Below are 19,969 nucleotides of genomic sequence, written 5' to 3' on the forward strand. Positions count from 1 at the left end.
ACCGGTCAACCAGCTTTCAGCCGTCCAGGCGGCGCCAGCCGGTCACAGGGCCAGGCGTTCCCAGTTCCTGAGGGGTGATCCAGAAGGCCTTCCCCAGCTCCGCGTCGAACTGCGACCCCGCCCGGCCGTCGCCGGACGAACGGCCCGTGAGGCGTCGCCCGATCCAGGGCACGAGATGCTGACGGGCGAAACTGACATCCTCGATGCGCCGTCGTACCCAGCGTGCGGGTGCCGAGGCGGGCAACGGATCCTGCCAGTCGCTCTCCGCGGGCAGGCCCAGCGTCTGCCAGACCGCTTCGGCGACCCTGCGGTGCCCTTCGGCCGTCAGGTGCAGCCGGTCGACGTCCCACATCCGCGGATCGCCCAGCGACGGGGCTCCGTACAGGTCGGTCACCAGGGCACCGTGGCGTGCGGCCAGGTCGTCGACCAGTGAGAACAGCTCCTCCATCCGGGGACGGAAGCGCTCCATCACCGGACCGTTCCGGCCCGGGCTGCGCATGAGGACCAGGGTCTTGCACGACGGTGCGAGGATCTCCACGGCCTCCTCCAGCCGTGCGCGCACCATGCCCATGTCGCACTTCGGCCGCAAGGTGTCGTTGAGGCCACCGACCAGGGTGATGACATCCGGTTGGAGAGCCGCTGCCACCGGAACCTGCTCGGCCACGATCTGCCCGATGAGCTTTCCCCGTACGGCGAGGTTGGCGTACCGGAATCCGGGCGTGGTCGTCGCGAGACGAGTGGCCAGCACGTCGGCCCAGCCGCGGTAGGAGCCGTCGGGCAGCAGGTCCGACATGCCCTCGGTGAACGAGTCGCCGACCGCGACAAGACTGGTGTAAGAGGCATTCAATTCCATGGCGAGCTCGATTTTACTGCGAAAGCAGGAGGCAGCCCGCGCGGGAGTAACCACTTCATGGCGTTGGTGCGCGGGGCGCAGAGGCACGCAGCGGGAGCGAGCGGACGGCCGGGCTGTGGGGAACCCGAAACCGGGCTTGCGCGCAAGACCGGGCCTCACGCGCAAGGACCGAGCCTGGGGAGAGCCTGACAACCCACCGGGCTGGTCGGTGAGGCCCCGGCATCCGGGCCGGGCGGACGGACCTATGGGCCCGAGCATCTGGAGCGCCCCGCGCAGGTGGACCAGCCGGGCCGAGCGGTCGGGGGGCCGGATCCGAGCGCGAGGATGGGGCTCGACCTCGGCCGAACCCCGTCCCCGCTCCCATGCGCACGACTGTCAGCGTGCCTGCGGGCGGCCCACCAGTTCACGCAGGACGTCCTCCATCGTGACCATGCCGGTCAGCCGGCCGTCCTCGTCGAGCACGGCTGCCAGATGCGTTCGGCTCCGGCGCAGCGCGGTCAGCACGTCGTCCAGCGGGGTGGCCTCCCGTACCCGGGCGATCGGACGCAGGGCCGTCACCGGGAACGGCACATCTCGCGGCGCGGCGTCCAGGGCGTCCTTCACGTGGAGATAGCCGATGATGCGCTGCTCACCGTCCATCACCGGGAAGCGCGAGAACCCGGACCGGTGGGAGAGCTGCTCGAGCTCCTCCGGAGTCGTGCCGACCCGGGTGTAGAGCACCCGGTCGACCGGCAGGACCACGTCCCGCACCGGTCGGCGGCCCAGCTCCAGAGCATGGCGCAGGCGGTCGGCGGAGCGGTCGTCGACGAGGCCGGAGTCCTCGGCGTCCTTGACGAGACGAGCCAGTTCGTCGTCGGAGAACGTCGCGGCGACCTCGTCCTTGGCCTCCACCCGCAGCAGTTTGAGCAGGGTGTTGGCGAACGCGTTGATCGTGAAGATCACCGGCTTGAGCGCCTTGGCCAGGGCCACCAACGGCGGTCCGAGCAGCAGTGCGGTGCGCGCGGGCTCGGCCAGCGCGATGTTCTTCGGAACCATCTCGCCCAGCAGCATGTGCAGGTACGTCGCGACGGTCAGGGCGATCACGAACGAGATGGGGTGCACGAGCCCGTGCGGTACGCCCACGGAGTCGAAGACCGGCTCCAGCAGATGGGCGATGGCCGGCTCGGCCACGATTCCGAGGACCAGGGTGCAGAGGGTGATGCCCAGCTGCGCCGCCGCAAGCAGCGCCGACACGTGCTCGAGGCCCCAGATCACGCTGCGGGCACGCTTGTCACCGGCCTCGGCCGCAGGCTCGATCTGACTGCGGCGCACGGAGATCAGGGCGAACTCCGCACCGACGAAGAAGGCGTTGACGACCAGGGTCAGCAGGCCGATGAAGAGCTGGACCGCCGTCATCGTTCCTCCTCCGTCAGGTCGTCGTCACCGGGCAGCGGCGCGTGCAGCAGCGCACGGGCGGCGCGATGCCCGGAGGCGTCCACCACGTCGATCCGCCAGCCGGTGAGCTCGACGGTGTCACCGGCCACGGGGATGCGGCCGACCTCCGTGGCGATGAGCCCGGCCAGGGTCTCGTAGGGGCCCTCGGGCACCCGCAGCCCGATCGCGCGCAGCTGGTCCGTACGGGCGGCGCCGTCGGCGGACCACAGCGTCCGTCCGTCCGCGTCCTCACCGGCTGCCGCCAGGTCGGGGGTCTCATGGGGGTCGTGCTCGTCCCGCACCTCGCCGACGACCTCCTCCACGATGTCCTCCAGCGTGACGACACCTGCCGTGCCGCCGTACTCGTCGATGACGACGGCCATGGCCAACTTCCCGGAGAGCCGGTCAAGCAGGCGGTCCACCGTCAGGGTCTCGGGCACGAGAATCGGCTCCCGCAGCATCTCCGACACGCGCTTGCGCGGGCGCTCCTCCGCCGGGACGGCCAGGACATCCTTGATGTGCGCCACGCCGACGACGGAGTCCAGGTTGTTCCGGTAGACCGGGAACCGGGAGAGACCGGTGGCCCTGGTGGCGTTCGCGACGTCCTCGGCGGTCGCCTGGACCTCGAGGGCGGTGACCTGGACTCGGGGCGTCATCACGTTCTCGGCGGTCAGCTCGGACAGGTTGAGGGTGCGTACGAAGAGCTCGGCGGTATCCGCCTCGAGCGCCCCCTCCTTTGCGGAGTGCCGGGCAAGGGCCACGAGTTCCTGCGGACTGCGGGCCGAGGCCAGCTCCTCCGCCGGCTCGAGGCCGAAGCGCCGCACGATGCGGTTGGCGGTGTTGTTGAGGTGGCTGATGAACGGCCGGAAGACGGCGGTGAAGACGCGCTGCGGTGTGGCGACCGTCCGGGCGACGCCCAGCGGTGAGGAGATCGCCCAGTTCTTGGGGACCAGCTCACCGACCACCATCAGCACCACGGTGGACAGGGCTGTACCGATGACCAGCGCGAGGGAGGAGGCCACGCCTGGCGGCAGCCCGGTCGCCTCCACCGGGCCCCGGATCAGCTTGGCGATGGACGGCTCGGAGAGCATACCGACGACCAGATTGGTGACGGTGATTCCGAGCTGGGCGCCTGAGAGCTGGTAGGTCAGGCTGCGTACGGCCTTGAGGGCGCCGGCCGCGCCGCGCTCGCCGCGCTCGACCGATCGTTCGAGCTCGCCGCGCTCGACCGTGGTCAGTGAGAATTCCGCCGCCACGAACACACCGCAGGCGAGGGAGAGCAGCACCGCCACGAGGAGCAGGAGTACTTCGGTCATCGGTTCACCTCCGTCCCATGATCGAACAGGGGCGGACGGTTCGCGCGATGTCGGCGCGGTCTACTACTGGGAGGCTCGCCCATGGGCGGACGCTCACACCTTTCGAAAGGGTCGGACGGTCGAGAATCCATAGTAAAGGATCGGCAAAATTGACTGATCGTGCGCCCGGTGCGCGGTTGGCCGGGGGGTGCCGGGTCCTGTCGCCTCAGAGGGTTTTGACCCAGCGCCGCCAGTGGTCCTCGCGATGGTAGTCGGCCGACCCCCAGGCGTGATGGGCCCGGGTGTTGGACTCCAGCACCATCGCATCGACCCGCCGCCCCCCGAGAGCGGCGAAACGCCGCTCCGCCGCGGTCATCAGGGTGGTTGCGATGCCTTGCCTGCGGCGGTCCGGGTGCACGGCGAGCCGGTAGGCGGAGCATCGCCAGCCGTCGTATCCGGCTATCACGCTTCCGATGATCAGGCCGTCGCCGAGGGCGAGGATCAGTGCCTCCGGGTCCCGTGCGATCAGCCGGCCGACCCCGTCGTGGTCGTCGGTGATGCTTGTTCCCTCCGCGGCGATACGCCAGAAGTCCAGCACGGCGTCGATGTCGGCAGTGGTGGCGCGGCGGATTTCAAGATCGTTCATAAGGGGAGCCAAGCAGAGGTCCGGAGGGCGACGCCAGTCCCTTTCGCTGTTTCCGGGGCGTCGAGGTGCTCCGTCTTGCGGGTGCTAGCGTCCGCGCGCTAGCGTGTGGGTGTGCCCAAGACCCAGCTGAATGTCCGAGTCGACGAGGCCACCGCCGAGGCGGCGCGACAGCGCGCCCTGCAGCGGGGGATCAGCGTGAACCGCTACATAGAAGAGCTCGTCAAGCAGGATGCGGGCGAGGTGGGACACACCTTCGTCGAGGCCGCGGCCGACTTCATGAAGCAGTACGAGTCGGTGTTCGCCGAAGAGTTCGGCCCGGAGCGCAAAGGCACCCGTTGAATCTCCAGATCGACCTTTCATGGCTTCTCATGGTCGCCGAGCACAAGACGCCCGGTGATCCGCAGGTCGTCGACTGGGGCGCGCTCGTGGCCGCGGTCAGCCGGCACGAGGCGGAGATCTTCGGCAGCCCCGTCTACAGCGACCCGCACTCCCGGGCGGCCGCCATGCTGCAGCTTCTCCTCCACGTGCCCGCACTCGAGCACTCCAACGCCATGTTCGCCTCCGCCGTCGCCTACGGATATCTGGTCGCGTCCGGGCTGAAGGTCATCACCTCTCCCGAGCAGGTGCGTGACCTGGCCAGGCTGGTCAAGGAGGGGAAGGCCGACGTCCGGGCCATCGCCGAGGAACTGCGCCGGTGGAGCCTGTGAGAGGGACCGGCGTTCCGCCCGCTCCCGGGCACGGCCGCCTCCTCCGCCGAGCCCACTCCGCCCGGCGAGCGAACGCGACCACCACGGCTGTTCCTCCTGATCTCGCCGGATGCGTCGTGATCACCGGAGCTCAGGCGGTTCACGCCGCCCGGTCCACGACCGCCGAGCGGCGCGCCACGCCGAGTACGCACGGGGAACTCGGCAGCCGCACACCCCCGTCCGGGATGTGGAAGCGGCGGTACACGCCCACCTCGAACCCCGCCTCCTCGATCGCCGCGACCGTGTCCCTGGCGGTGTGACAGCCTCCGAAGAGCGGCGGCCAGAAGGTGCGGTCCACCACGCGCTGTGCGGTGGCGAGCGTCCGGCCGGATGCCAGGGTGTGCTCGAAGAAGCGCAGCTCACCGCCGGGCCTCAGCACGCGCTTGATCTCGGCCAGAGCCCTCGGAAGGTCCCGTACGGTGCACAGGACCAGCGAAGCCGCCGCCGCGTCGAACGCCTCGCTCTTGACCGGCAGCGCCTCCGCGGTGCCCGGCACCACATCGACCGGAACCTCCGCCCGCAGTGCCGCGCGGACCGCCAGCTGACGCAGGCTGCGCTCCGGCTCGATCGCCACCACCTCGGACACCGCACCGGGGTAGTGGGAGAAGTTGAGGCCGTTGCCCGCCCCGACCTCGATGACGCGGCCGGAGAGGCCGGCGAGCAGCTCGTCGCGGCGCTCCGCCACACCACCCTTCAGGTCGGCAGTCACGCTCATTCGGGCGTAGAAGCGGGCGAACACCGGGTGGTGCACCGAGTCCCGGGGGATGTGTGTACCTGGCCGACGCATGATTCGGACCTCCTCGGAGGGCACGTGAGGTACGGCTCTCCTTCGATTCTCCCCCGTGCGCGCCCGCTCAGCCGCCCGTCAGGGGTGACGATTCCCGCCGAGTTCCGCTGCCAGCCAACTCGACGCCCGGGAACGGAAGTCGCCGGGCTCCAGCGCTCCGGCACCGGCGGGCACCGCACCGAGCAACGGGACGCCCGAGGCGACCGGAAGGTCGTCGATGTTGCACCGCGCGGCCAGATCGGGCTCGGCGGGCATACTTCCCACCACCACCCCCCGGCACATGAGCCCTCGTGTCCGCAAGGCCTCGGTCGTCAGTGCCGTGGCGTTGAGGGTGCCCAGCCCCGCACGAGCCACCACCAGGACCGGTGCCGCGGCCAGCCGTGCGGCGTCCGCGAGGGTGGCGCCCTCGTCGTCGAAACGTACGAGCAGTCCGCCCGCCCCCTCGACGAGCACCAGGTCGTGCTCGGTCTGCAGTTTCTGGGCGGCCTCGGCGATCTCGAAGGGGCGCACCGGCGGCAGGCCGGCCCTGCGCGCCGCTGTTCCGGGCGCCAACGGTTCAGGGAAGCGGGCCAGTTCGACCGCGGTCACATGCTTCCCGGCCAGCCGGGCGACCTCTGCCGCGTCGCCCGGTTCGCCGGGGGCGAGACCTGTCTGGGCGGGCTTGAGCACCGCGACCCGCAAGCCGTGGTTCGCCGCGGCGACCGCCGCTGTCACGACGGTCTTGCCGATCTCCGTGTCCGTACCTGTCACCACGAGGATCGTCATGGTCAGCCCTCCTTCGCCGCGGCGCACACGGCCCGGCAGATCTGTTCCACATCGTCGTCGCCGGTCACGTAGGGCGGCATCGTGTACACGAGATCGCGGAACGGCCGCAGCCATACGCCCTCGCGCACGGCGGCCCTGGTGGCAGCCTCCATGTCCACCTCGTGATCGAGCTGTACGACGCCGATCGCGCCCAGTACCCGGACGTCGCGGACTCCCGGCAGGCCGGAGGCCTCTGCCAGCCCGGCCCGCAGCCCGGCCCCGATGCGTTTGACCTCCAGTTGCCAGTCCTGGCTCATAAGGAGATCGACCGACGCGCAGGCCACCGCGGCGGCAAGGGGATTGGCCATGAAGGTGGGTCCGTGCGCCAGTACGGGAACGTCGCCGCTGGAGATGCCCTCGGCCACCCGTGAGGTGCACAGCGTCGCCGCCAGCGTCAGGTAGCCCCCGGTCAGCGCCTTGCCGACACACATGACGTCCGGCGAGACCCCGGCGTGGTCCGCCGCGAACAACTCCCCGGTACGTCCGAATCCCGTCGCGATCTCGTCGAACACCAGCAGTACGTCGTTGGCGTCGCAGGCCTCGCGGAGCACCCGCAGATAGCCGGGGGAGTGGAACTGCATCCCGCCGGCCCCCTGCACGACCGGCTCCACGATCACCGCGGCCAGCTCGTCGGCGTGGGCGGCCACCAACTCGTGCAGGTGCCGGGCGTACGCCTCGTCCGGCTCCGCGTCGAAGCCGTCGGGCGGGGCGTCGGCGAAGATCTGCCGAGGGAGCGCCCCCGACCAGAGCTCGTGCATCCCGCCCTCGGGATCGCACACCGACATCGGCTGCCAGGTGTCCCCGTGGTATCCGCCGCGCCAGGTGAGCAGCCGGTGTTTGGCGGGACGCCCCGCCGAACGCCAGTACTGCAGGCACATCTTCACCGCGACCTCGACGGAGACCGAGCCCGAATCCGCCAGGAACACATGCCGCAGGGGGGCCGGGGTGATCTCCACCAGTCGGGTCGCGAGCTGGACGGCGGGCTCATGTGTGAGCCCGCCGAACATCACATGGCTCATCCGGGACAGCTGATGGTGCGCCGCCTCGTTCAGCACCGGGTGGTTGTACCCGTGCACGGCCGACCACCAGGAGGACATGCCGTCCACCAACTCGCCCTGCCCGTATGCGGGTTCGGCGAGTCTCAGCCGAACGCCGGAAGCCGACTCCACGATCAGGGGTTCCTGGCGGCCGGGCATCGGGCCGTAGGGGTGCCAGACATGTGCCCGGTCCAGGGCGCGGAGCTCGGCCGGGGTGATCGTGCCGGGGCGGAGAGGATCAGGCATTGGGCGCGAGATCCGTCCCGGCGCCGCGACGGCGAACGGCGACCAGATCCGTACGCACAGGCCCGGGGTCAGGGGCCGTCGTGTCGACGGCCGTGTCCGCGCCCGCCGTGACGGACGGGGCGGGTACGGCCGCCGCCGCGGGCTCGCCACACGGCGCGCAGCCGCCCTCGTGGGAGCCGCAGCTTCCGGCCTCCGCCGCGCGGTGTTCCGGGAGGGTCCTGGTGGTGGAGCCCTCCACCTCGAAACCGGCGTCCGCGATCATGTCGAGGTCGGTCTGTCCTGACTGTCCCTCGCTGGTCAGGTAGTCGCCCAGGAAGATGGAGTTGACCAGGTGCAGGGCGAGCGGCTGCATCGAACGCAGGTGAACCTCGCGGCCGCCGGCGAGCCGTACCTCCACGTCCGGGCACACGAACCTGACCATCGCGAGGATGCGCAGGCAGCGCTGCGGGCTGAGGTGCCAGTCCTTCGCCAGCGGCGTCCCCTCCATCGGGATCAGGAAGTTGACCGGCACCGAATCGGGGTCCAGCTCACGCAGGGAGAACACCACGTCCACGAGGTCGGCGTCGCTCTCGCCCATGCCCGCGATCAGCCCGGAACAGGCCGAAAGCCCGGCGGCCTGGGCCTGCTGGACGGTGTCCACCCGGTCGGCGTAGGTGTGGGTGGTCGTGATGTCGCCGTACGTTCCCTCGGAGGTGTTGAGGTTGTGGTTGTACGCGTCGGCGCCCGCGGAGCGCAGCCGGTCCGCCTGGCCCTCCGAGAGCAGGCCGAGGCAGGCGCACACCTCGACGCCCTCGTGCTGCTCCTTGATGGCCTCGATGGTCCGGGAGACGCGATCGACGTCCCGGTCGGTGGGCCCGCGGCCGCTGGCCACCAGGCAAACGCGCTTCGCGCCGCCCGCGACCCCCGCTGCCGCGGCGGCCTTCGCCTCGTCGGGCTTCAGCCAGGTGTACTTGAGGATCTCGGCCTTCGAGCCGAGCCGCTGCGAGCAGTACGAACAGTCCTCGGGGCAGAGCCCCGACTTCAGGTTCACCAGGTAGTTGAGCTTGACGCGCCGGCCGAACCACTGGCGGCGCACCTTCCCGGCCGCGGCCACCACGTCGAGCAGTTCGTCGTCGGACGTCGCCAGTACGGCGAGCGCTTCGTCACGGGTCGGCAGTTCGCGCCGCAGTCCCTTTTCCACCAGCGTGTTCAGCAGGTCCATGGCGTTGATCCTGACGTACGGCACCGCCATCAGCCAAGGAGGAACCGGACAGGAGAGGCGGCGGATGCTGTGTGTATTGCCACACCCTGGGCCGTTGCGCACCCGGTTAGGGTCTGTGAGCTGCCTACAAAAAAAGGGACCCGCACTCATGTCCTACGCTCCGTTCGACTGGATCGACGACGAGGCCCGGCGGCGTGCCGACGCCGGGCTCGTCCGCACGCTCCGCCCGCGGCCTGCCGACCAGGGGCCGCTGGACCTCGCCGGCAACGACTATCTGGGGCTGAGTCGGAACCCCGAGGTCACAGCCGCCGCCGCCGAGGCGGCACGCACCTGGGGCGCGGGGGCCACCGGTTCGCGGCTCGTCACCGGATCCACCGCGCTCCATGCCGAACTGGAGCGGGAACTGGCCGACTTCTGCGGGTTCGAAGCAGCTCTGGTGTTCTCCTCCGGCTACACGGCGAACCTCGCCGCGCTCACCGCGTTGACCGGGCGGGACTCACTGATCGTGTCGGACGCCGGGAACCACGCCTCGATCGTGGACGGCTGCCGTCTCTCCCGGGCGGCCACCGCCGTCGTGCCGCACGCGGATCCAGGGGCCGTGCGCACCGCACTGGCGGGTCACCAAGGACGCGCGCTGGCCGTGACCGACTCCGTGTTCTCGGTCGACGGGGACGCGGCCCCGCTGGCGGTGCTCGCCGAGGTGTGCCGGGAGGCGGGCGCGGCGCTCCTGGTCGACGACGCGCATGGCCTGGGCGTCATGGGGGAGGGCGGACGCGGTGCGCTCGCGGCGGCCGGGATCGCGGGCGGGAAGGGGATCGTCGCCACGCTCACCCTCTCCAAGTCGCTCGGCAGCCAGGGTGGGGCGGTGCTCGGCCCCGCCCCGGTCATCCGTCATCTGGTCAACACGGCCCGCACGTTCATCTTCGACACCGGTCTCGCCCCGGCGGCGGCGGGCGGAGCCCTCGCCGCTCTTCGCGTACTGCGCCGGGAACCGGGGCGTGCTGCCCGGGTCGGCGCCGTCGCGCTCGAGCTGCACGGCCGGCTCACCTCACATGGACTGCGGTCGGTACGGCCCGACGCCGCGGTGGTGGCGCTCCGGGCCCCCTCGCCGGAGACCGCGGTGCGCTGGGCGGCCGACTGCCGAACGGCCGGTCTCGCCGTGGGATGCTTCCGCCCGCCCTCGGTCCCGGACGGGATCTCCCGGCTGAGGCTGACAGCGCGCGCGGACCTCACGGACAGTCAGATCGACACCGCGGTGGAGACGCTCGTGGCGACGGCACCCCTGCCGGTCAGCTGACCCGCGAGCCGTGCAGGCCGGAGACGAAGGAGGTCCAGGCGGCGGCGGAGAAGCGCAGTGGCGGCAGAGCCGTGGCCTTGGAGTCCCGTACGGCGAGCTGATCGTCCGCGAGGCGCGCGGTCTCCACGCAGTTGTTCATCCCGGTGCTCCGGCTGCTGCGGCGCCATCCGGCTGCATACTCTGCGGGACGGTCGGACATGGTGCCCCCCTCGGGCGGTCTGCGGGCTCTTCCCGACCGCCGCGGCCGATCCGGGCGATCAGGTCCAGCGAGCGTTCCGGCGACAGTGCGTGGGCCTGCATCGTGCGGAAGGCCGAGCTGTACGCCTCAAGGTCTTCTCTCCGCTCCAGATAGAGGCTACTCGTGAGGTGGTCAAGAACGACAACGTCCAGGTCTGAAGTGGTCTGAAAAGAGAAAATAACGAAAGGCCCTGAGAGGCCGATATAGCTGCCGTTCTCGAACGGGAGTAACTGCAGCGTCACGTGGGGAAGTTGAGCGGTCTCCGCAAGATGGCGCAATTGCTCCCTCATCACATCGGGCCCGCCGACCTCTCGGCGCAGTACCGCCTCGTCCAGCACCGCGCTCAGCCGCAGTGGCCGGGGCGCCCTCAGGACGCTCTGCCGGGCGAGTCTCACCTCCACGAGGGAATCGAGCTGTGCGGACGGGAGCCCGTCCAGGGAGGAACGGGTGACCGCCCGGGCGTAGTCGGCGGTCTGCAGCAGACCCGGTACCACCGAGGTCTCCAGGGTGCGCGCCCACGAGGCCTGCGACTCCAGGCTGATGAAGTCCCGGTACTGGGGCGGAATGAGCCCGCGATAGGCGTGCCACCAACCGTTCCCCCCGCCGCCGGCGGAGCCCGCGAGGGTCTGCAGCAGCGAGCGCAACTGCCCTTCCCGCACGCCGTACGCGTCCAGCAACCGTGCCACGTCACCGGGCGTCACCCCGCTGGCGCCGGTTTCGATGCGGCTGACCTTCGACTGGTGCCAGCCGAGGGCCGCTGCGGCCTCCCGGCTCGTCAGGCCCGTGGTGTGACGCAGGGCGCGCAGTTCCTCCCCGAGTTTGCGGCGGCGTACCGCGGGGCCGTTGCGCATGGCGCCTCCTCCCGTTGTACGGAGAGCCGGTCCCGACGGGTCCGGCACTGGAAAGGGGCCAGTGTCGCGTCCGCACGCCGTCCCCGGGGCATAGTTCACCGTAATGGGCGACAGATATATGCATATCTTGGTGGATCGCCGTCATGGGGGACGGTATCGGTGGCAGTCTGGCGCGAAGCACAGTCCAGGCCGCGTGGCGGTCAGGGTGGGAAAGGGACGGCGTCGCCATGGCAGACCATCAGGAAGCAACCGTCACTCTGGCGAGCGATCCGGCCTCGGTCTCGGTGGCCCGCAGATATGTGGCCCGGATCCTCCTCGAATGGGGACTCGCGGAGGAGGACGACGCCGCCGACACCATCCGGCTGATCGTGTCGGAACTCGCCACCAACGCCGTCCAGCACACCTTCGGGCAGTCGCCCACCTTCACCGTGGGGCTCCGTCTCGACGAGGACGGACAGTTCAGCCTCGGAGTGACGGACAGTCACCCACGCTGGCCCCAACGGCTGCCCGCCGCCGTACGGCAGGACAACGGACGCGGCATGGTGATCATCCGGACCCTGGCGAAGGAGTACGGCGGCCGGCTCACCGTCACGCCCACACCGGACGGGGGCAAGACCGTGTCCATCGCACTGCCGTGGCCGGTGCCCGCGCAGGCCTGACCGGTCCACCCGCGGCCGCCTTGCCCATACCGCTTCATGGGGTGCCGGCCCTCCCGAAACCGTTGCGCAGCAGGGCGACCAGTGACGCCGCGGCGGCGTTCCGGTCCTCCCGGTGCACGACGGAGATGGTCCGCCGGAACGCCGAGGGCTCAAGACGGCGCACGGCGAGGGGGGTCGGTGACATCGAGGCCACCATCTCGGGTACGACCGCCACCCCGAGGCCCGCGCTCACCAGGGCGCACACCAGGGCGTAGCCGGGCGACCGGCAGACCACGGCGGTGGTGGCGCCCGCGTCGGCCAGCGCCCGCTCCACCCCGCGTCGTGGCGGATGATCGGGTGCGCTGCTGATCAGCGGGCGGCCCGCCAGCTCCGCGACCGGCAGGGGGCCGCTGCCTTCCGACAGGATCTGTCCCGGCGCGGTGACCAGGACCAACTCCTCGACGAGCAAAAGCTCGGCGGTCACTCCCGCAGGCAGCGGTTCGGCGGCCGCGGGTTCGTAGGCGTGCGTCAGGGCCAGGTCGGCGTCGCCCGCCGCCACGGCGGCGACCCCGGCGGGTGGTTCGTAGTCGGTGACGGCCAGTTCCACGTCGGGGTGCGCCCTTCGGAAGGCGCTCAGTACCGGCGGCAGAAGATGGATCCCCGCCGTCACGAAGGTGCCGACCCGCAGCCGGCCCCCCGACAGCCCTGCAAGGCGGGCCAGTTCGTGCCGAGCCTGGTCCATCTCGTCCAGCACTCGCCGAGCCCGCCCTGCGAGCAGCTCACCGGCCGGCGTCAGACGCGCGCCGCGATGGTGCCGGACGAGCAGTTCGGCTCCCGCCTCCCGCTCCAGCTTGGCCAGTTGCTGGGAGAGCGCGGGAGCGGTGTAACCGAGTCGCGCGGCGGCGCGTGTGATCGAGCCGGCCTCGGCCACGGCGACCAGGGCCGCGAGCCGCGTCGGGTCGTACATTAAGCGTTCCTTTTGGCAGACCCAGAAGATTCCAAGTACACGCTAAAGGCCTGGCGCCGTCAGTGTGGACGTATGGACGCACAACTGCTCGCATTCGTCGCGGTGGCGGCGGGAATGGTCGCCCTTCCGGGTGCCGACTTCGCCGTGGTCGTACGCAACTCGCTCGAATCCCGCCGGTCCGGCCTGGCCACGGCGGTCGGGGTCGCCGGTGGTCTCGTGGTGCACACGACGCTGGCCGTCGCCGGACTCGCCGCCGTACTCGTCACGATGCCCGCTCTCTTCCGCACCGTACAACTGCTCGGCGGCGTGTACGTGCTGTACCTCGGCCTCAGCGGTCTCCACGCGGTGCGCCGGAGGTCCGCGGAGGCCGCACGGCCGGAGACCGGGGGAGAGGTGGCGCCGCGAGCGGGACGGTCGTTGCGCCAGGGCTTCCTTACCAACGCCCTCAACCCGAAGGCGCCGGTACTCTTCCTCAGCCTCCTCCCGCAGTTCGTACCGGACGGCACACCACCGCTGCCCAGGACACTGCTCCTGGCCTCGGTGGTCGTGCTGCTCGCGCTCGTCTGGTTCCCGGGCGTGGCCCTGATGGTGGACCGACTGGGCCCGTGGCTGCGCCGGCCGCGTGCCGCCCGGGTCGTCGAGGGCGGCAGCGGCGCGGCGCTCACCGCGCTGGGACTCGTCCTGGTGACCGGGCCCCTGCTGCACTGAACCGGGTGGACGGGAGGATCAGTGGACCCTCCCGTACCAGACGTTTCCGGACCAGATCTTCTCCAGCCGGACCACGGCCCCGGTCTTCGGCGAGTGCCAGATCCTTCCGTTCCCCGCGTAGATGCCCACGTGGTACACGCTGCGCCCCGCGTGAAAGAAGACCAGGTCGCCGCGTTGCCGCTGCGACCTGGAGATATGGCGGGTCTTGTTGTACTGCTGCTGGGCCGTGCGGGGGAGTTTCTTCCCGGCCTTCCTGAACGAGTAGAGCGTGAGCCCCGAACAGTCGAAGCGATGGGGGCCGGTGGCTCCCCATCTGTACGGAGCGCCCTTCTTGGAGGCGGCGATCTTCAGCGCTGTGGCCGAATGAGCGGCGGCCTCGGCGTCGTTCACGAATCCGGGGGCCAGCATCGTGGTGCCTACGGCGAATGCGAGAACCGAGGCCGTGCCGACCCGGGCGAACAGAGACGGGACATGAACCTGCGCAGTCATGCGCAACCCTTCGTCAGCCGCCTGTGAAGGATGACCTGTCGGGTTCGGGCTGGCGAAGTTGCCCGGCCGCGCGGTGCGGCTTCACCCCGAGGGCCGTCCGGAACTCCGGCCGGCCCGTTGTGCTCGGGTCCTCCACTCCTGCCGATCCACTTCTGTCGACCAGTCATCCGGGCGGCGGCAGGACTCGGCGTCCGCCCGGACCGCCCCGCCGCGGTGGCGGGGGCTCTTGTCGTCCCAGGGATCTTTACGCAAGGTCTGCCGGATTTCCTCTTGGAAATGTCGATATGTGTCATTCGTCGTTGCTCGTCCGATCGAGTGGGCGGACGTGGGCCGAGTTTTTCGTCCTGGCGCCCCACCGGCCGTGTACCAGCGGTGGAGCTGTTGATTCCGGTACGTGGCCGCGCCCGTCACGCAAGTTGATCTGTCCCTCGTGAGGGGGACCTCCTACGCTGAACGAGCGAGGAAAACTCGTCGCACCATCGGGCGTGTCGTGAAAAACCGCCGAAAGGCCGACCCACGGGCCCGATCCGGTGGCTCCGGATTCAGTCCGAAGCAGTCGGCGGGACGGCGACCCGCGCCGCGCGGCGCTCCCCGTCCAGGATCCGCAGAACCCTCGCCAGGGTCTCCGCGTGGATCTCCGACTCGCCCCGTTCGTGCATCAACGCGAGCGCTTCGCGCAGCGCGACGGCCCGCGACGCGAGGGCCTGTGCGGCTCTGAGTGCTCGGTAGGTGTCGCCGTCGCGAGCCGGGTTGATGCGGCCGACCTGGTCGAGCACCTCCAGGTAGCAGTCGACGAACTCGGCCTCGGCGCGGGTCAGGGCGGGGAGCGGCGGGAACGAGGAAGGGAGCATCGGGCGTTCACCTCGCGGGCTGCGGCGGCTGGGGCGGCTTGCGCTTCCGGTACGTGGTCCACCAGCCCGAACGCGAGCGCGGCCGGGGCGTCGTCGAGGACGGTGTCCCGTTCGATGCCCTGCTGATCTCCCGGTGCGAACGGCCTGTGAGGCGGGCCGGTACGGCCGTGAGCGGTTCGTGCTCGCGGGCCAACTCGCCCACGTGGACGTCCAGGCCGGAGGGCCGGCCCTGTACGAGTTCGCCCAGGGCGGCCCAGGGCGGGTTGCTGGATGACTACCCGCGCTCCGGGCGGGGCATGTCGGTGCACCGGCGCGCCCGCCCCGAGGAGTACGCGGACGGCCGCCCCGGGCGGCAACCTCCACCTCGCAGGTCAGGTATCGCGTGGTGTCGTGGAGTGCCGTCGTCGCCGTGAACGTCCCGCCGGGCAAGTTGCTTCAGAGGCCTACCGGCCCGGTGGGCGGCGCGCCCCATCGGAATGAACCGCCGGCCGGACCGGACGCCGACCGGTCTGCCGGGCGGGTGATGCGCGCGGTCCGCCGAAGGCCGGTGCTCGAGATCGCCGCTGAGCGCCGAGGCTCCGACCGGGACGACTGACGGCCCGTACGGGCGTGCTCGCCGCGGAGGCCGCGTACTGCCCGCATCTCGGCGGGGAGTACGCGGCCTCCGTCGTGCCGGGTCCCCTCAGCCGGCGAGGGCCGCCTCGCGCTTGCCGGCCGTGGTCCGCGGCGCGGCCTGCGTACGGCCGCTGCCGCGACCGCCTGCCAGGACCGCGACCAGGCCGAACAGGGCCCAGGCCGCCAGGACCGTGGTGGGCGCGGCCCAGGCGTTCCCGTCGAAGAACGCGACTGAGCGCAGCAACGTGCCGCCCGCGCCCGGCGGCAGCCACTGGCCGAGGACGCCGACCGGTTCCGGAAGCAGTTCGGGGGCGCTGGTGACGCCGGAGAACGAGTTCCCCAGCAGCACCATCAGCAGGGCCGCCAGACCTATGCCCGGCGTTCCGATCAGCGCGGCGAGGCCGGCCACCGGCGCTCCGATGGCCAGTACGGTCAGTCCGACGGCGCCGGCCTCGGTCCACCAGTCCCCGGTGAGCACGCCCAGCCAGCTGTCGGTCACGGCCACGGTGGCGATCCCGACCAGGGCGGCCCCGCCTACCAGGGCCCCGATGCCCCGGACGCCTCGCAGTCCGAGCAGGGTCACGACCGCACCGGCGGCCACGCCCGCGATCGCCAGCGGCAGGATGCTCGCCCCGAGAGCGCTGCCGCGAGGGTCGGTCCTCGGCGCCGCGACGACATCCGTGACCGGGACCTCGGTTCCGGGCGGTGCGGCGGACCCGACGGCCTCGGTCAGGAGCTGGGCGACGACCGGCCCCGCTGCCGACGCGGTGAGCAGCTGCGGACCCTGCTCCGTGATCACCACCGCGCCGTATACGACCCGGTCCTCGATCGCGGTACGGGCGGCGTCCGCGTCGTCGTAGCGGTGGATCTCGAAGGCGCCGGGACGCTGCTCGAATCGCTTCTCCATCTGTTCCGCCGCGGGGGCCGCTCCGGCGACGCCCACGGGCAGATCGCGCGGCGCGATCCTGGACGCCGGCCAGGCGAAGGCCCAGAGCGCGAGGGTCGCGATCAGGGGCACGAGCAGGATGGCCGCCACCGCACGACGGTTCGCTGCAGCAGGCATGGCGTGCTCCTCGATTCAAAGAGAATGATCGTTCGTTTTACTGACACTCCCACTGTCGCCGTCACCCTCCTCCGTTGTCAAGAATGAATGTTCGTTTTAAGTTGGGGTCATGGCACGTGTATCCCAGGAGCACCTCGACGCCCGCCGTCGGCAGATCCTTGCCGGAGCGGCGCGCTGCTTCGCCGGCAACGGCTTCCACGGCACCTCCATGCAGGACGTGCTGAAGGAGGTCGGTCTCTCGGCGGGCGCCGTCTACCGCTACTTCACGGGCAAGGAGGAGCTGATCGCCGCCATCGCCGCGGAGGCGTTCGGCCGCATCAGCGGTGCCTTCGAGCAGGCGGCGGACCTCACGCCGCCACCCGCCCCCGACGTGCTTCTGGGCAGGGTGCTCCGTGGCGCCCTCGACGGGGGGATGTACGGACTCGAGCGTCGCGCCTGCGCCATGCTCGTCGTCCAGGTGTGGGCCGAGACCATGCGCAACGAGCACCTCGCGACGGCGTTGGGCGAGGGGTACGCAGCCATGCGTGTGGCCTGGGTGCGGCTGGTCGAGGTCTATCGCGCGGCCGGCGCCATGAGCTCCGACGTGCCGGCCGACGACGTCGCGCGCACGATGATCGCCGCCGCGCAAGGCTTCCTGGCGCAGGAGGCGCTGTTCGGTGGGGCGGGGCCCGAGGTCCTGGAGAACGGGCTTCGCGGGCTGATGTCCATGGATCCGCAAAAGATCAGTTAACGCGCCGGAAAAACTTGCGCCCTAACGTGCAATACCTGGTCGCGGAATCCTCTTCATCGTTCAACAGAGTGTTGAAGCCGGGATAGGGTCCCGCTGCGCCCGGGGCAGGTACCGGGCGGAACACGAAGAGGGTGGAAGCGTGCAACTGACTCCGCACGAACAGGAACGCCTGCTCATCCATGTGGCCGCCGATGTGGCGGAGAAGCGCAGGGCGCGTGGGCTGAGGCTGAATCACCCCGAGGCGGTCGCGCTGATCACCTCGCACCTCCTGGAAGGCGCCCGCGACGGCCGGACCGTGGCCGAACTGATGGCATCGGGGCGGAAGATCCTCACCCGGGACGACGTCATGGAGGGCATCCCGGAGATGATCCACGACGTCCAGGTCGAGGCCACGTTCCCCGACGGCACCAAGCTCGTCACCGTCCACGAACCGATCGTCTGACGGGGGAGCGGCTGATGATTCCCGGAGAGATCCTGTACGCGGAGGGGCCGGTGCCGCTCAACGAGGGCCGGCCCGTCACCCGGCTGACCGTCCTCAACGCCGCCGACCGGCCCGTCCAGGTCGGCTCGCACTACCACTTCGCCGAGGCCAACCCCGGCCTGGACTTCGACCGCGGGGCCGCCCACGGGCTGCGCCTCAACATCGCCGCCGGTACCGCCGTGCGCTTCGAACCCGGCATCCCCGTCGACGTCGAACTCGTCCCGCTCGCAGGCCTGCGCATCGTCCCCGGACTGCGCGGCGACACCGGAGGTCCCCTCGATGCCTGAGCTCAGCCGCCCCGTCTACGCCGACCTCTTCGGGCCGACCAAGGGCGACCGCATCCGGCTCGCCGACACCGACCTGGTCGTCGAGATCGAGGAGGACCGGTCCGGCGGACCCGGACGCGCCGGTGACGAGGCCGTGTTCGGCGGAGGCAAGGTCATTCGAGAGTCGATGGGGCAGGCGCGCACCACCCGCGCCGAGGGCGCCCCCGACACGGTCATCACCGGCGCGATCGTCATCGACCACTGGGGGATCGTCAAGGCCGACGTCGGTATCCGTGACGGACGGATCACCGGCATCGGCAAGGCCGGCAACCCGGACACCATGGACGGGGTCCACCCCGACCTGGTCATCGGGCCCGAGACCGAGATCATCGTGGGCAACGGCAAGTTCCTCACCGCCGGAGCCATCGACGCCCACGTCCATTTCATCTCACCGACCCTCATCGACCAGGCGCTCTCATCCGGCATCACCACGCTGGTCGGAGGCGGGACGGGACCGGCCGAAGGTACCAAAGCCACCACCATCACCCCCGGCCCCTGGCACCTTGCCAGGATGTTCGAGGCACTCGACGGCTACCCGGTCAACATCGGCCTCCTCGGCAAGGGCAACACCATGTCTCGCGAGGCGATGCACTCCCAACTTCGGGCCGGAGCGCTCGGTTTCAAGATCCACGAGGACTGGGGCGCGACACCGGCCGTCATCGACGCCTGCCTGAGCGTCTGCGAGGAGACCGGGGCTCAGCTCGCCATCCACACGGACACCCTCAACGAGGCCGGATTCGTCGCGGACACCCTGGCCGCCATCGCGGGGCGTTCGATCCACTCGTACCACACCGAGGGTGCGGGCGGCGGGCACGCTCCCGACATCATCAGCGTGGTGTCGGAGCCGTACATCCTGCCGAGCTCCACCAACCCGACCAGGCCGCACACCGTCAACACCATCGAGGAACACCTCGACATGCTGATGGTCTGTCACCACCTCAACCCGACGGTGCCCGAGGACCTCGCCTTCGCTGAGTCCCGGATCCGGCCCTCCACGATCGCTGCCGAGGACATCCTCCACGACCTCGGGGCCATCTCGATCATCTCCTCCGACTCCCAGGCCATGGGCCGTATCGGAGAGGTCGTCCTGCGCACCTGGCAGACCGCCCATGTGATGAAGAGGCGACGTGGCGCGCTGCCCGGCGACGGTGCCGCCGACAACCACCGCGCACGTCGCTATGTCGCCAAATACACCATCAACCCCGCGGTGGCTCAAGGCCTGGACCGGGAGATCGGGTCGGTCGAGACCGGCAAGCTCGCGGACCTCGTGCTGTGGGAGCCGGCCTTCTTCGGGGTCAAGCCGCAGACCGTGATCAAGGGCGGCCAGATCGCCTACGCGCAGATGGGCGACGCCAACGCCTCGATCCCGACCCCGCAACCGGTCATGCCCCGCCCCATGTTCGGCGCCGTGGGCCGGGCGCCGGCCTCCAACTCGTTCAACTTCGTCTCCTCGGCCGCCATGGAAGCCGGCCTGCCCGGTCGTCTGGGCCTCGGCAAGGCCTTCGTGCCCATCACCAGCACCCGCGGCGTCACCAAGGCGGACATGCGGGAGAACGACGCGCTGCCACGGGTCGAGGTCGACCCCGACAGCTTCGCCGTGACCATCGACGGTGACCTGGTCGAGCCCGCCCCCGCCGCTGAACTCCCCATGGCTCAGCGCTACTTCCTCTTCTGAGGGCAGGACAGC

Annotated in this window: 23 protein-coding genes and 1 riboswitch; of the genes, 9 read left to right on the forward strand and 14 right to left on the reverse strand. The window is 70.5% G+C overall.

The genetic code is table 11. The features are described from left to right. Positions 1-16: 16 nt before the first annotated feature. From ACGFNN_RS04885 to ACGFNN_RS04900, 4 genes are all read right to left on the reverse strand, one after another. A complete protein-coding gene (locus tag ACGFNN_RS04885; RefSeq protein WP_393553042.1) occupies positions 17-853 on the reverse strand; it encodes an SGNH/GDSL hydrolase family protein in 837 nt (278 codons plus the stop codon). A gap of 375 nt (positions 854-1,228) precedes the next feature. Further along, positions 1,229-2,248, reverse strand: coding sequence for a hemolysin family protein (locus tag ACGFNN_RS04890; protein WP_362555140.1), 1,020 nt, complete (start codon positions 2,246-2,248; stop codon positions 1,229-1,231). Beyond that, positions 2,245-3,582 carry a hemolysin family protein gene (locus ACGFNN_RS04895; protein WP_393553044.1) on the reverse strand — a complete coding sequence of 446 codons (1,338 nt, stop codon included), beginning with the start codon at positions 3,580-3,582 and terminating at the stop codon, positions 2,245-2,247. The genes ACGFNN_RS04890 and ACGFNN_RS04895 overlap by 4 nt, the downstream gene beginning before the upstream one ends. Positions 3,583-3,787: 205 nt before the next feature. Next, positions 3,788-4,207, reverse strand: coding sequence for a GNAT family N-acetyltransferase (locus ACGFNN_RS04900; protein WP_393553046.1), 420 nt, complete (start codon positions 4,205-4,207; stop codon positions 3,788-3,790). Positions 4,208-4,318: 111 nt separating this feature from the next. On the opposite strand from ACGFNN_RS04900, the gene ACGFNN_RS04905 reads away from it, so the two are divergent. Both ACGFNN_RS04905 and ACGFNN_RS04910 read left to right on the forward strand, forming a co-directional pair. Continuing rightward, positions 4,319-4,546 carry an antitoxin gene (locus ACGFNN_RS04905; RefSeq protein WP_362555146.1) on the forward strand — a complete coding sequence of 76 codons (228 nt, stop codon included), beginning with the start codon at positions 4,319-4,321 and terminating at the stop codon, positions 4,544-4,546. Next, positions 4,543-4,914, forward strand: coding sequence for a fic family toxin-antitoxin system, toxin component (locus ACGFNN_RS04910; RefSeq protein WP_351279121.1), 372 nt, complete (start codon positions 4,543-4,545; stop codon positions 4,912-4,914). The genes ACGFNN_RS04905 and ACGFNN_RS04910 overlap by 4 nt, the downstream gene beginning before the upstream one ends. A gap of 139 nt (positions 4,915-5,053) precedes the next feature. On the opposite strand, the gene ACGFNN_RS04915 is transcribed toward ACGFNN_RS04910, so the two are convergent. From ACGFNN_RS04915 to bioB, 4 genes are all read right to left on the reverse strand, one after another. After that, the gene (locus ACGFNN_RS04915) at positions 5,054-5,740 is read right to left on the reverse strand and encodes a class I SAM-dependent methyltransferase (protein WP_393553048.1); all 687 of its coding nucleotides are present in this window, start codon (positions 5,738-5,740) and stop codon (positions 5,054-5,056) included. Between the two features lie 78 nt (positions 5,741-5,818). Beyond that, entirely contained in the window at positions 5,819-6,505 is a 687-nt protein-coding gene (gene bioD, locus ACGFNN_RS04920) for a dethiobiotin synthase (RefSeq protein WP_365096148.1), read from the reverse strand. A 2-nt stretch (positions 6,506-6,507) separates the two neighbouring features. Continuing rightward, the gene (locus ACGFNN_RS04925) at positions 6,508-7,827 is read right to left on the reverse strand and encodes an adenosylmethionine--8-amino-7-oxononanoate transaminase (RefSeq protein ID WP_393553051.1); all 1,320 of its coding nucleotides are present in this window, start codon (positions 7,825-7,827) and stop codon (positions 6,508-6,510) included. Then, a complete protein-coding gene (gene bioB / locus ACGFNN_RS04930) occupies positions 7,820-9,028 on the reverse strand; it encodes a biotin synthase BioB (protein WP_393554025.1) in 1,209 nt (402 codons plus the stop codon). The genes ACGFNN_RS04925 and bioB overlap by 8 nt, the downstream gene beginning before the upstream one ends. 148 nt (positions 9,029-9,176) lie before the next feature. Between bioB and ACGFNN_RS04935 the strand changes: the two genes are divergently transcribed. Next, a complete protein-coding gene (locus ACGFNN_RS04935; protein WP_393553053.1) occupies positions 9,177-10,325 on the forward strand; it encodes an 8-amino-7-oxononanoate synthase in 1,149 nt (382 codons plus the stop codon). On the opposite strand, the gene ACGFNN_RS04940 is transcribed toward ACGFNN_RS04935, so the two are convergent. Continuing rightward, positions 10,318-10,524 carry a DUF397 domain-containing protein gene (locus tag ACGFNN_RS04940; RefSeq protein ID WP_393553054.1) on the reverse strand — a complete coding sequence of 69 codons (207 nt, stop codon included), beginning with the start codon at positions 10,522-10,524 and terminating at the stop codon, positions 10,318-10,320. The genes ACGFNN_RS04935 and ACGFNN_RS04940 overlap by 8 nt on opposite strands. Continuing rightward, positions 10,461-11,414, reverse strand: a complete 954-nt coding sequence (locus ACGFNN_RS04945) for a helix-turn-helix domain-containing protein (RefSeq protein ID WP_393553056.1) — start codon at positions 11,412-11,414, stop codon at positions 10,461-10,463. The genes ACGFNN_RS04940 and ACGFNN_RS04945 overlap by 64 nt, the downstream gene beginning before the upstream one ends. Positions 11,415-11,641: 227 nt before the next feature. Between ACGFNN_RS04945 and ACGFNN_RS04950 the strand changes: the two genes are divergently transcribed. Continuing rightward, positions 11,642-12,073 carry an ATP-binding protein gene (locus tag ACGFNN_RS04950; RefSeq protein WP_362555162.1) on the forward strand — a complete coding sequence of 144 codons (432 nt, stop codon included), beginning with the start codon at positions 11,642-11,644 and terminating at the stop codon, positions 12,071-12,073. Positions 12,074-12,107: 34 nt separating this feature from the next. Here ACGFNN_RS04950 and ACGFNN_RS04955 read toward each other — a convergent pair whose 3' ends face one another. Further along, complete coding sequence (locus tag ACGFNN_RS04955; RefSeq protein ID WP_393553058.1) at positions 12,108-13,019, reverse strand: LysR family transcriptional regulator; 912 nt, start codon at positions 13,017-13,019, stop codon at positions 12,108-12,110. A gap of 72 nt (positions 13,020-13,091) precedes the next feature. On the opposite strand from ACGFNN_RS04955, the gene ACGFNN_RS04960 reads away from it, so the two are divergent. Further along, positions 13,092-13,727 carry a LysE family translocator gene (locus tag ACGFNN_RS04960; RefSeq protein WP_393553060.1) on the forward strand — a complete coding sequence of 212 codons (636 nt, stop codon included), beginning with the start codon at positions 13,092-13,094 and terminating at the stop codon, positions 13,725-13,727. An 18-nt stretch (positions 13,728-13,745) separates the two neighbouring features. On the opposite strand, the gene ACGFNN_RS04965 is transcribed toward ACGFNN_RS04960, so the two are convergent. The 3 genes from ACGFNN_RS04965 to ACGFNN_RS04975 form a co-directional block, all read right to left on the reverse strand. Then, positions 13,746-14,216, reverse strand: a complete 471-nt coding sequence (locus ACGFNN_RS04965; RefSeq protein WP_393553062.1) for a C40 family peptidase — start codon at positions 14,214-14,216, stop codon at positions 13,746-13,748. 3 nt (positions 14,217-14,219) lie between these two features. Then, a riboswitch (cyclic di-AMP (ydaO/yuaA leader) is annotated at positions 14,220-14,384 on the reverse strand. A gap of 374 nt (positions 14,385-14,758) precedes the next feature. Then, a complete protein-coding gene (locus tag ACGFNN_RS04970; RefSeq protein ID WP_393553064.1) occupies positions 14,759-15,067 on the reverse strand; it encodes a hypothetical protein in 309 nt (102 codons plus the stop codon). A gap of 682 nt (positions 15,068-15,749) precedes the next feature. Next, positions 15,750-16,745, reverse strand: a complete 996-nt coding sequence (locus tag ACGFNN_RS04975; RefSeq protein ID WP_393553066.1) for an ABC transporter permease — start codon at positions 16,743-16,745, stop codon at positions 15,750-15,752. Positions 16,746-16,854: 109 nt separating this feature from the next. Between ACGFNN_RS04975 and ACGFNN_RS04980 the strand changes: the two genes are divergently transcribed. The 4 genes from ACGFNN_RS04980 (at position 16,855) to ACGFNN_RS04995 (ending at position 19,957) form a co-directional block, all read left to right on the forward strand. Continuing rightward, positions 16,855-17,475: a TetR/AcrR family transcriptional regulator gene (locus tag ACGFNN_RS04980; RefSeq protein WP_393553068.1), complete on the forward strand. Its 621-nt coding sequence runs from the start codon at positions 16,855-16,857 to the stop codon at positions 17,473-17,475. Positions 17,476-17,614: 139 nt separating this feature from the next. After that, a complete protein-coding gene (locus tag ACGFNN_RS04985) occupies positions 17,615-17,917 on the forward strand; it encodes an urease subunit gamma (RefSeq protein WP_362555176.1) in 303 nt (100 codons plus the stop codon). Positions 17,918-17,931: 14 nt separating this feature from the next. After that, positions 17,932-18,243, forward strand: coding sequence for an urease subunit beta (locus ACGFNN_RS04990; RefSeq protein ID WP_362555178.1), 312 nt, complete (start codon positions 17,932-17,934; stop codon positions 18,241-18,243). Next, positions 18,236-19,957, forward strand: a complete 1,722-nt coding sequence (locus ACGFNN_RS04995; protein ID WP_393553071.1) for an urease subunit alpha — start codon at positions 18,236-18,238, stop codon at positions 19,955-19,957. The genes ACGFNN_RS04990 and ACGFNN_RS04995 overlap by 8 nt, the downstream gene beginning before the upstream one ends. Positions 19,958-19,969 lie beyond the last annotated feature (12 nt).

It is taken from the genome of Streptomyces sp. NPDC048590 (assembly GCF_043199535.1).
Classification (GTDB): Bacteria; Actinomycetota; Actinomycetes; order Streptomycetales; family Streptomycetaceae; genus Streptomyces.

What these genes read in the sequence shown, in the direction of transcription:
- ACGFNN_RS04975 (WP_393553066.1), bottom strand. Translation starts at nt 16,745, where the DNA reads ATGCCTGCTGCAGCGAACCGTCGTGCGGTGGCGGCCATCCTGCTCGTG.
- ACGFNN_RS04945 (WP_393553056.1), bottom strand. Translation starts at nt 11,414, where the DNA reads ATGCGCAACGGCCCCGCGGTACGCCGCCGCAAACTCGGGGAGGAACTG.
- ACGFNN_RS04965 (WP_393553062.1), bottom strand. Translation starts at nt 14,216, where the DNA reads ATGACTGCGCAGGTTCATGTCCCGTCTCTGTTCGCCCGGGTCGGCACG.
- ACGFNN_RS04970 (WP_393553064.1), bottom strand. Translation starts at nt 15,067, where the DNA reads ATGCTCCCTTCCTCGTTCCCGCCGCTCCCCGCCCTGACCCGCGCCGAG.
- ACGFNN_RS04940 (WP_393553054.1), bottom strand. Translation starts at nt 10,524, where the DNA reads ATGTCCGACCGTCCCGCAGAGTATGCAGCCGGATGGCGCCGCAGCAGC.
- ACGFNN_RS04995 (WP_393553071.1), top strand. Translation starts at nt 18,236, where the DNA reads ATGCCTGAGCTCAGCCGCCCCGTCTACGCCGACCTCTTCGGGCCGACC.
- ACGFNN_RS04950 (WP_362555162.1), top strand. Translation starts at nt 11,642, where the DNA reads ATGGCAGACCATCAGGAAGCAACCGTCACTCTGGCGAGCGATCCGGCC.
- ACGFNN_RS04925 (WP_393553051.1), bottom strand. Translation starts at nt 7,827, where the DNA reads ATGCCTGATCCTCTCCGCCCCGGCACGATCACCCCGGCCGAGCTCCGC.
- ACGFNN_RS04980 (WP_393553068.1), top strand. Translation starts at nt 16,855, where the DNA reads ATGGCACGTGTATCCCAGGAGCACCTCGACGCCCGCCGTCGGCAGATC.
- ACGFNN_RS04935 (WP_393553053.1), top strand. Translation starts at nt 9,177, where the DNA reads ATGTCCTACGCTCCGTTCGACTGGATCGACGACGAGGCCCGGCGGCGT.
- ACGFNN_RS04990 (WP_362555178.1), top strand. Translation starts at nt 17,932, where the DNA reads ATGATTCCCGGAGAGATCCTGTACGCGGAGGGGCCGGTGCCGCTCAAC.
- bioD (WP_365096148.1), bottom strand. Translation starts at nt 6,505, where the DNA reads ATGACGATCCTCGTGGTGACAGGTACGGACACGGAGATCGGCAAGACC.
- ACGFNN_RS04900 (WP_393553046.1), bottom strand. Translation starts at nt 4,207, where the DNA reads ATGAACGATCTTGAAATCCGCCGCGCCACCACTGCCGACATCGACGCC.
- bioB (WP_393554025.1), bottom strand. Translation starts at nt 9,028, where the DNA reads ATGGACCTGCTGAACACGCTGGTGGAAAAGGGACTGCGGCGCGAACTG.
- ACGFNN_RS04915 (WP_393553048.1), bottom strand. Translation starts at nt 5,740, where the DNA reads ATGCGTCGGCCAGGTACACACATCCCCCGGGACTCGGTGCACCACCCG.
- ACGFNN_RS04890 (WP_362555140.1), bottom strand. Translation starts at nt 2,248, where the DNA reads ATGACGGCGGTCCAGCTCTTCATCGGCCTGCTGACCCTGGTCGTCAAC.
- ACGFNN_RS04885 (WP_393553042.1), bottom strand. Translation starts at nt 853, where the DNA reads ATGGAATTGAATGCCTCTTACACCAGTCTTGTCGCGGTCGGCGACTCG.
- ACGFNN_RS04960 (WP_393553060.1), top strand. Translation starts at nt 13,092, where the DNA reads ATGGACGCACAACTGCTCGCATTCGTCGCGGTGGCGGCGGGAATGGTC.
- ACGFNN_RS04955 (WP_393553058.1), bottom strand. Translation starts at nt 13,019, where the DNA reads ATGTACGACCCGACGCGGCTCGCGGCCCTGGTCGCCGTGGCCGAGGCC.
- ACGFNN_RS04895 (WP_393553044.1), bottom strand. Translation starts at nt 3,582, where the DNA reads ATGACCGAAGTACTCCTGCTCCTCGTGGCGGTGCTGCTCTCCCTCGCC.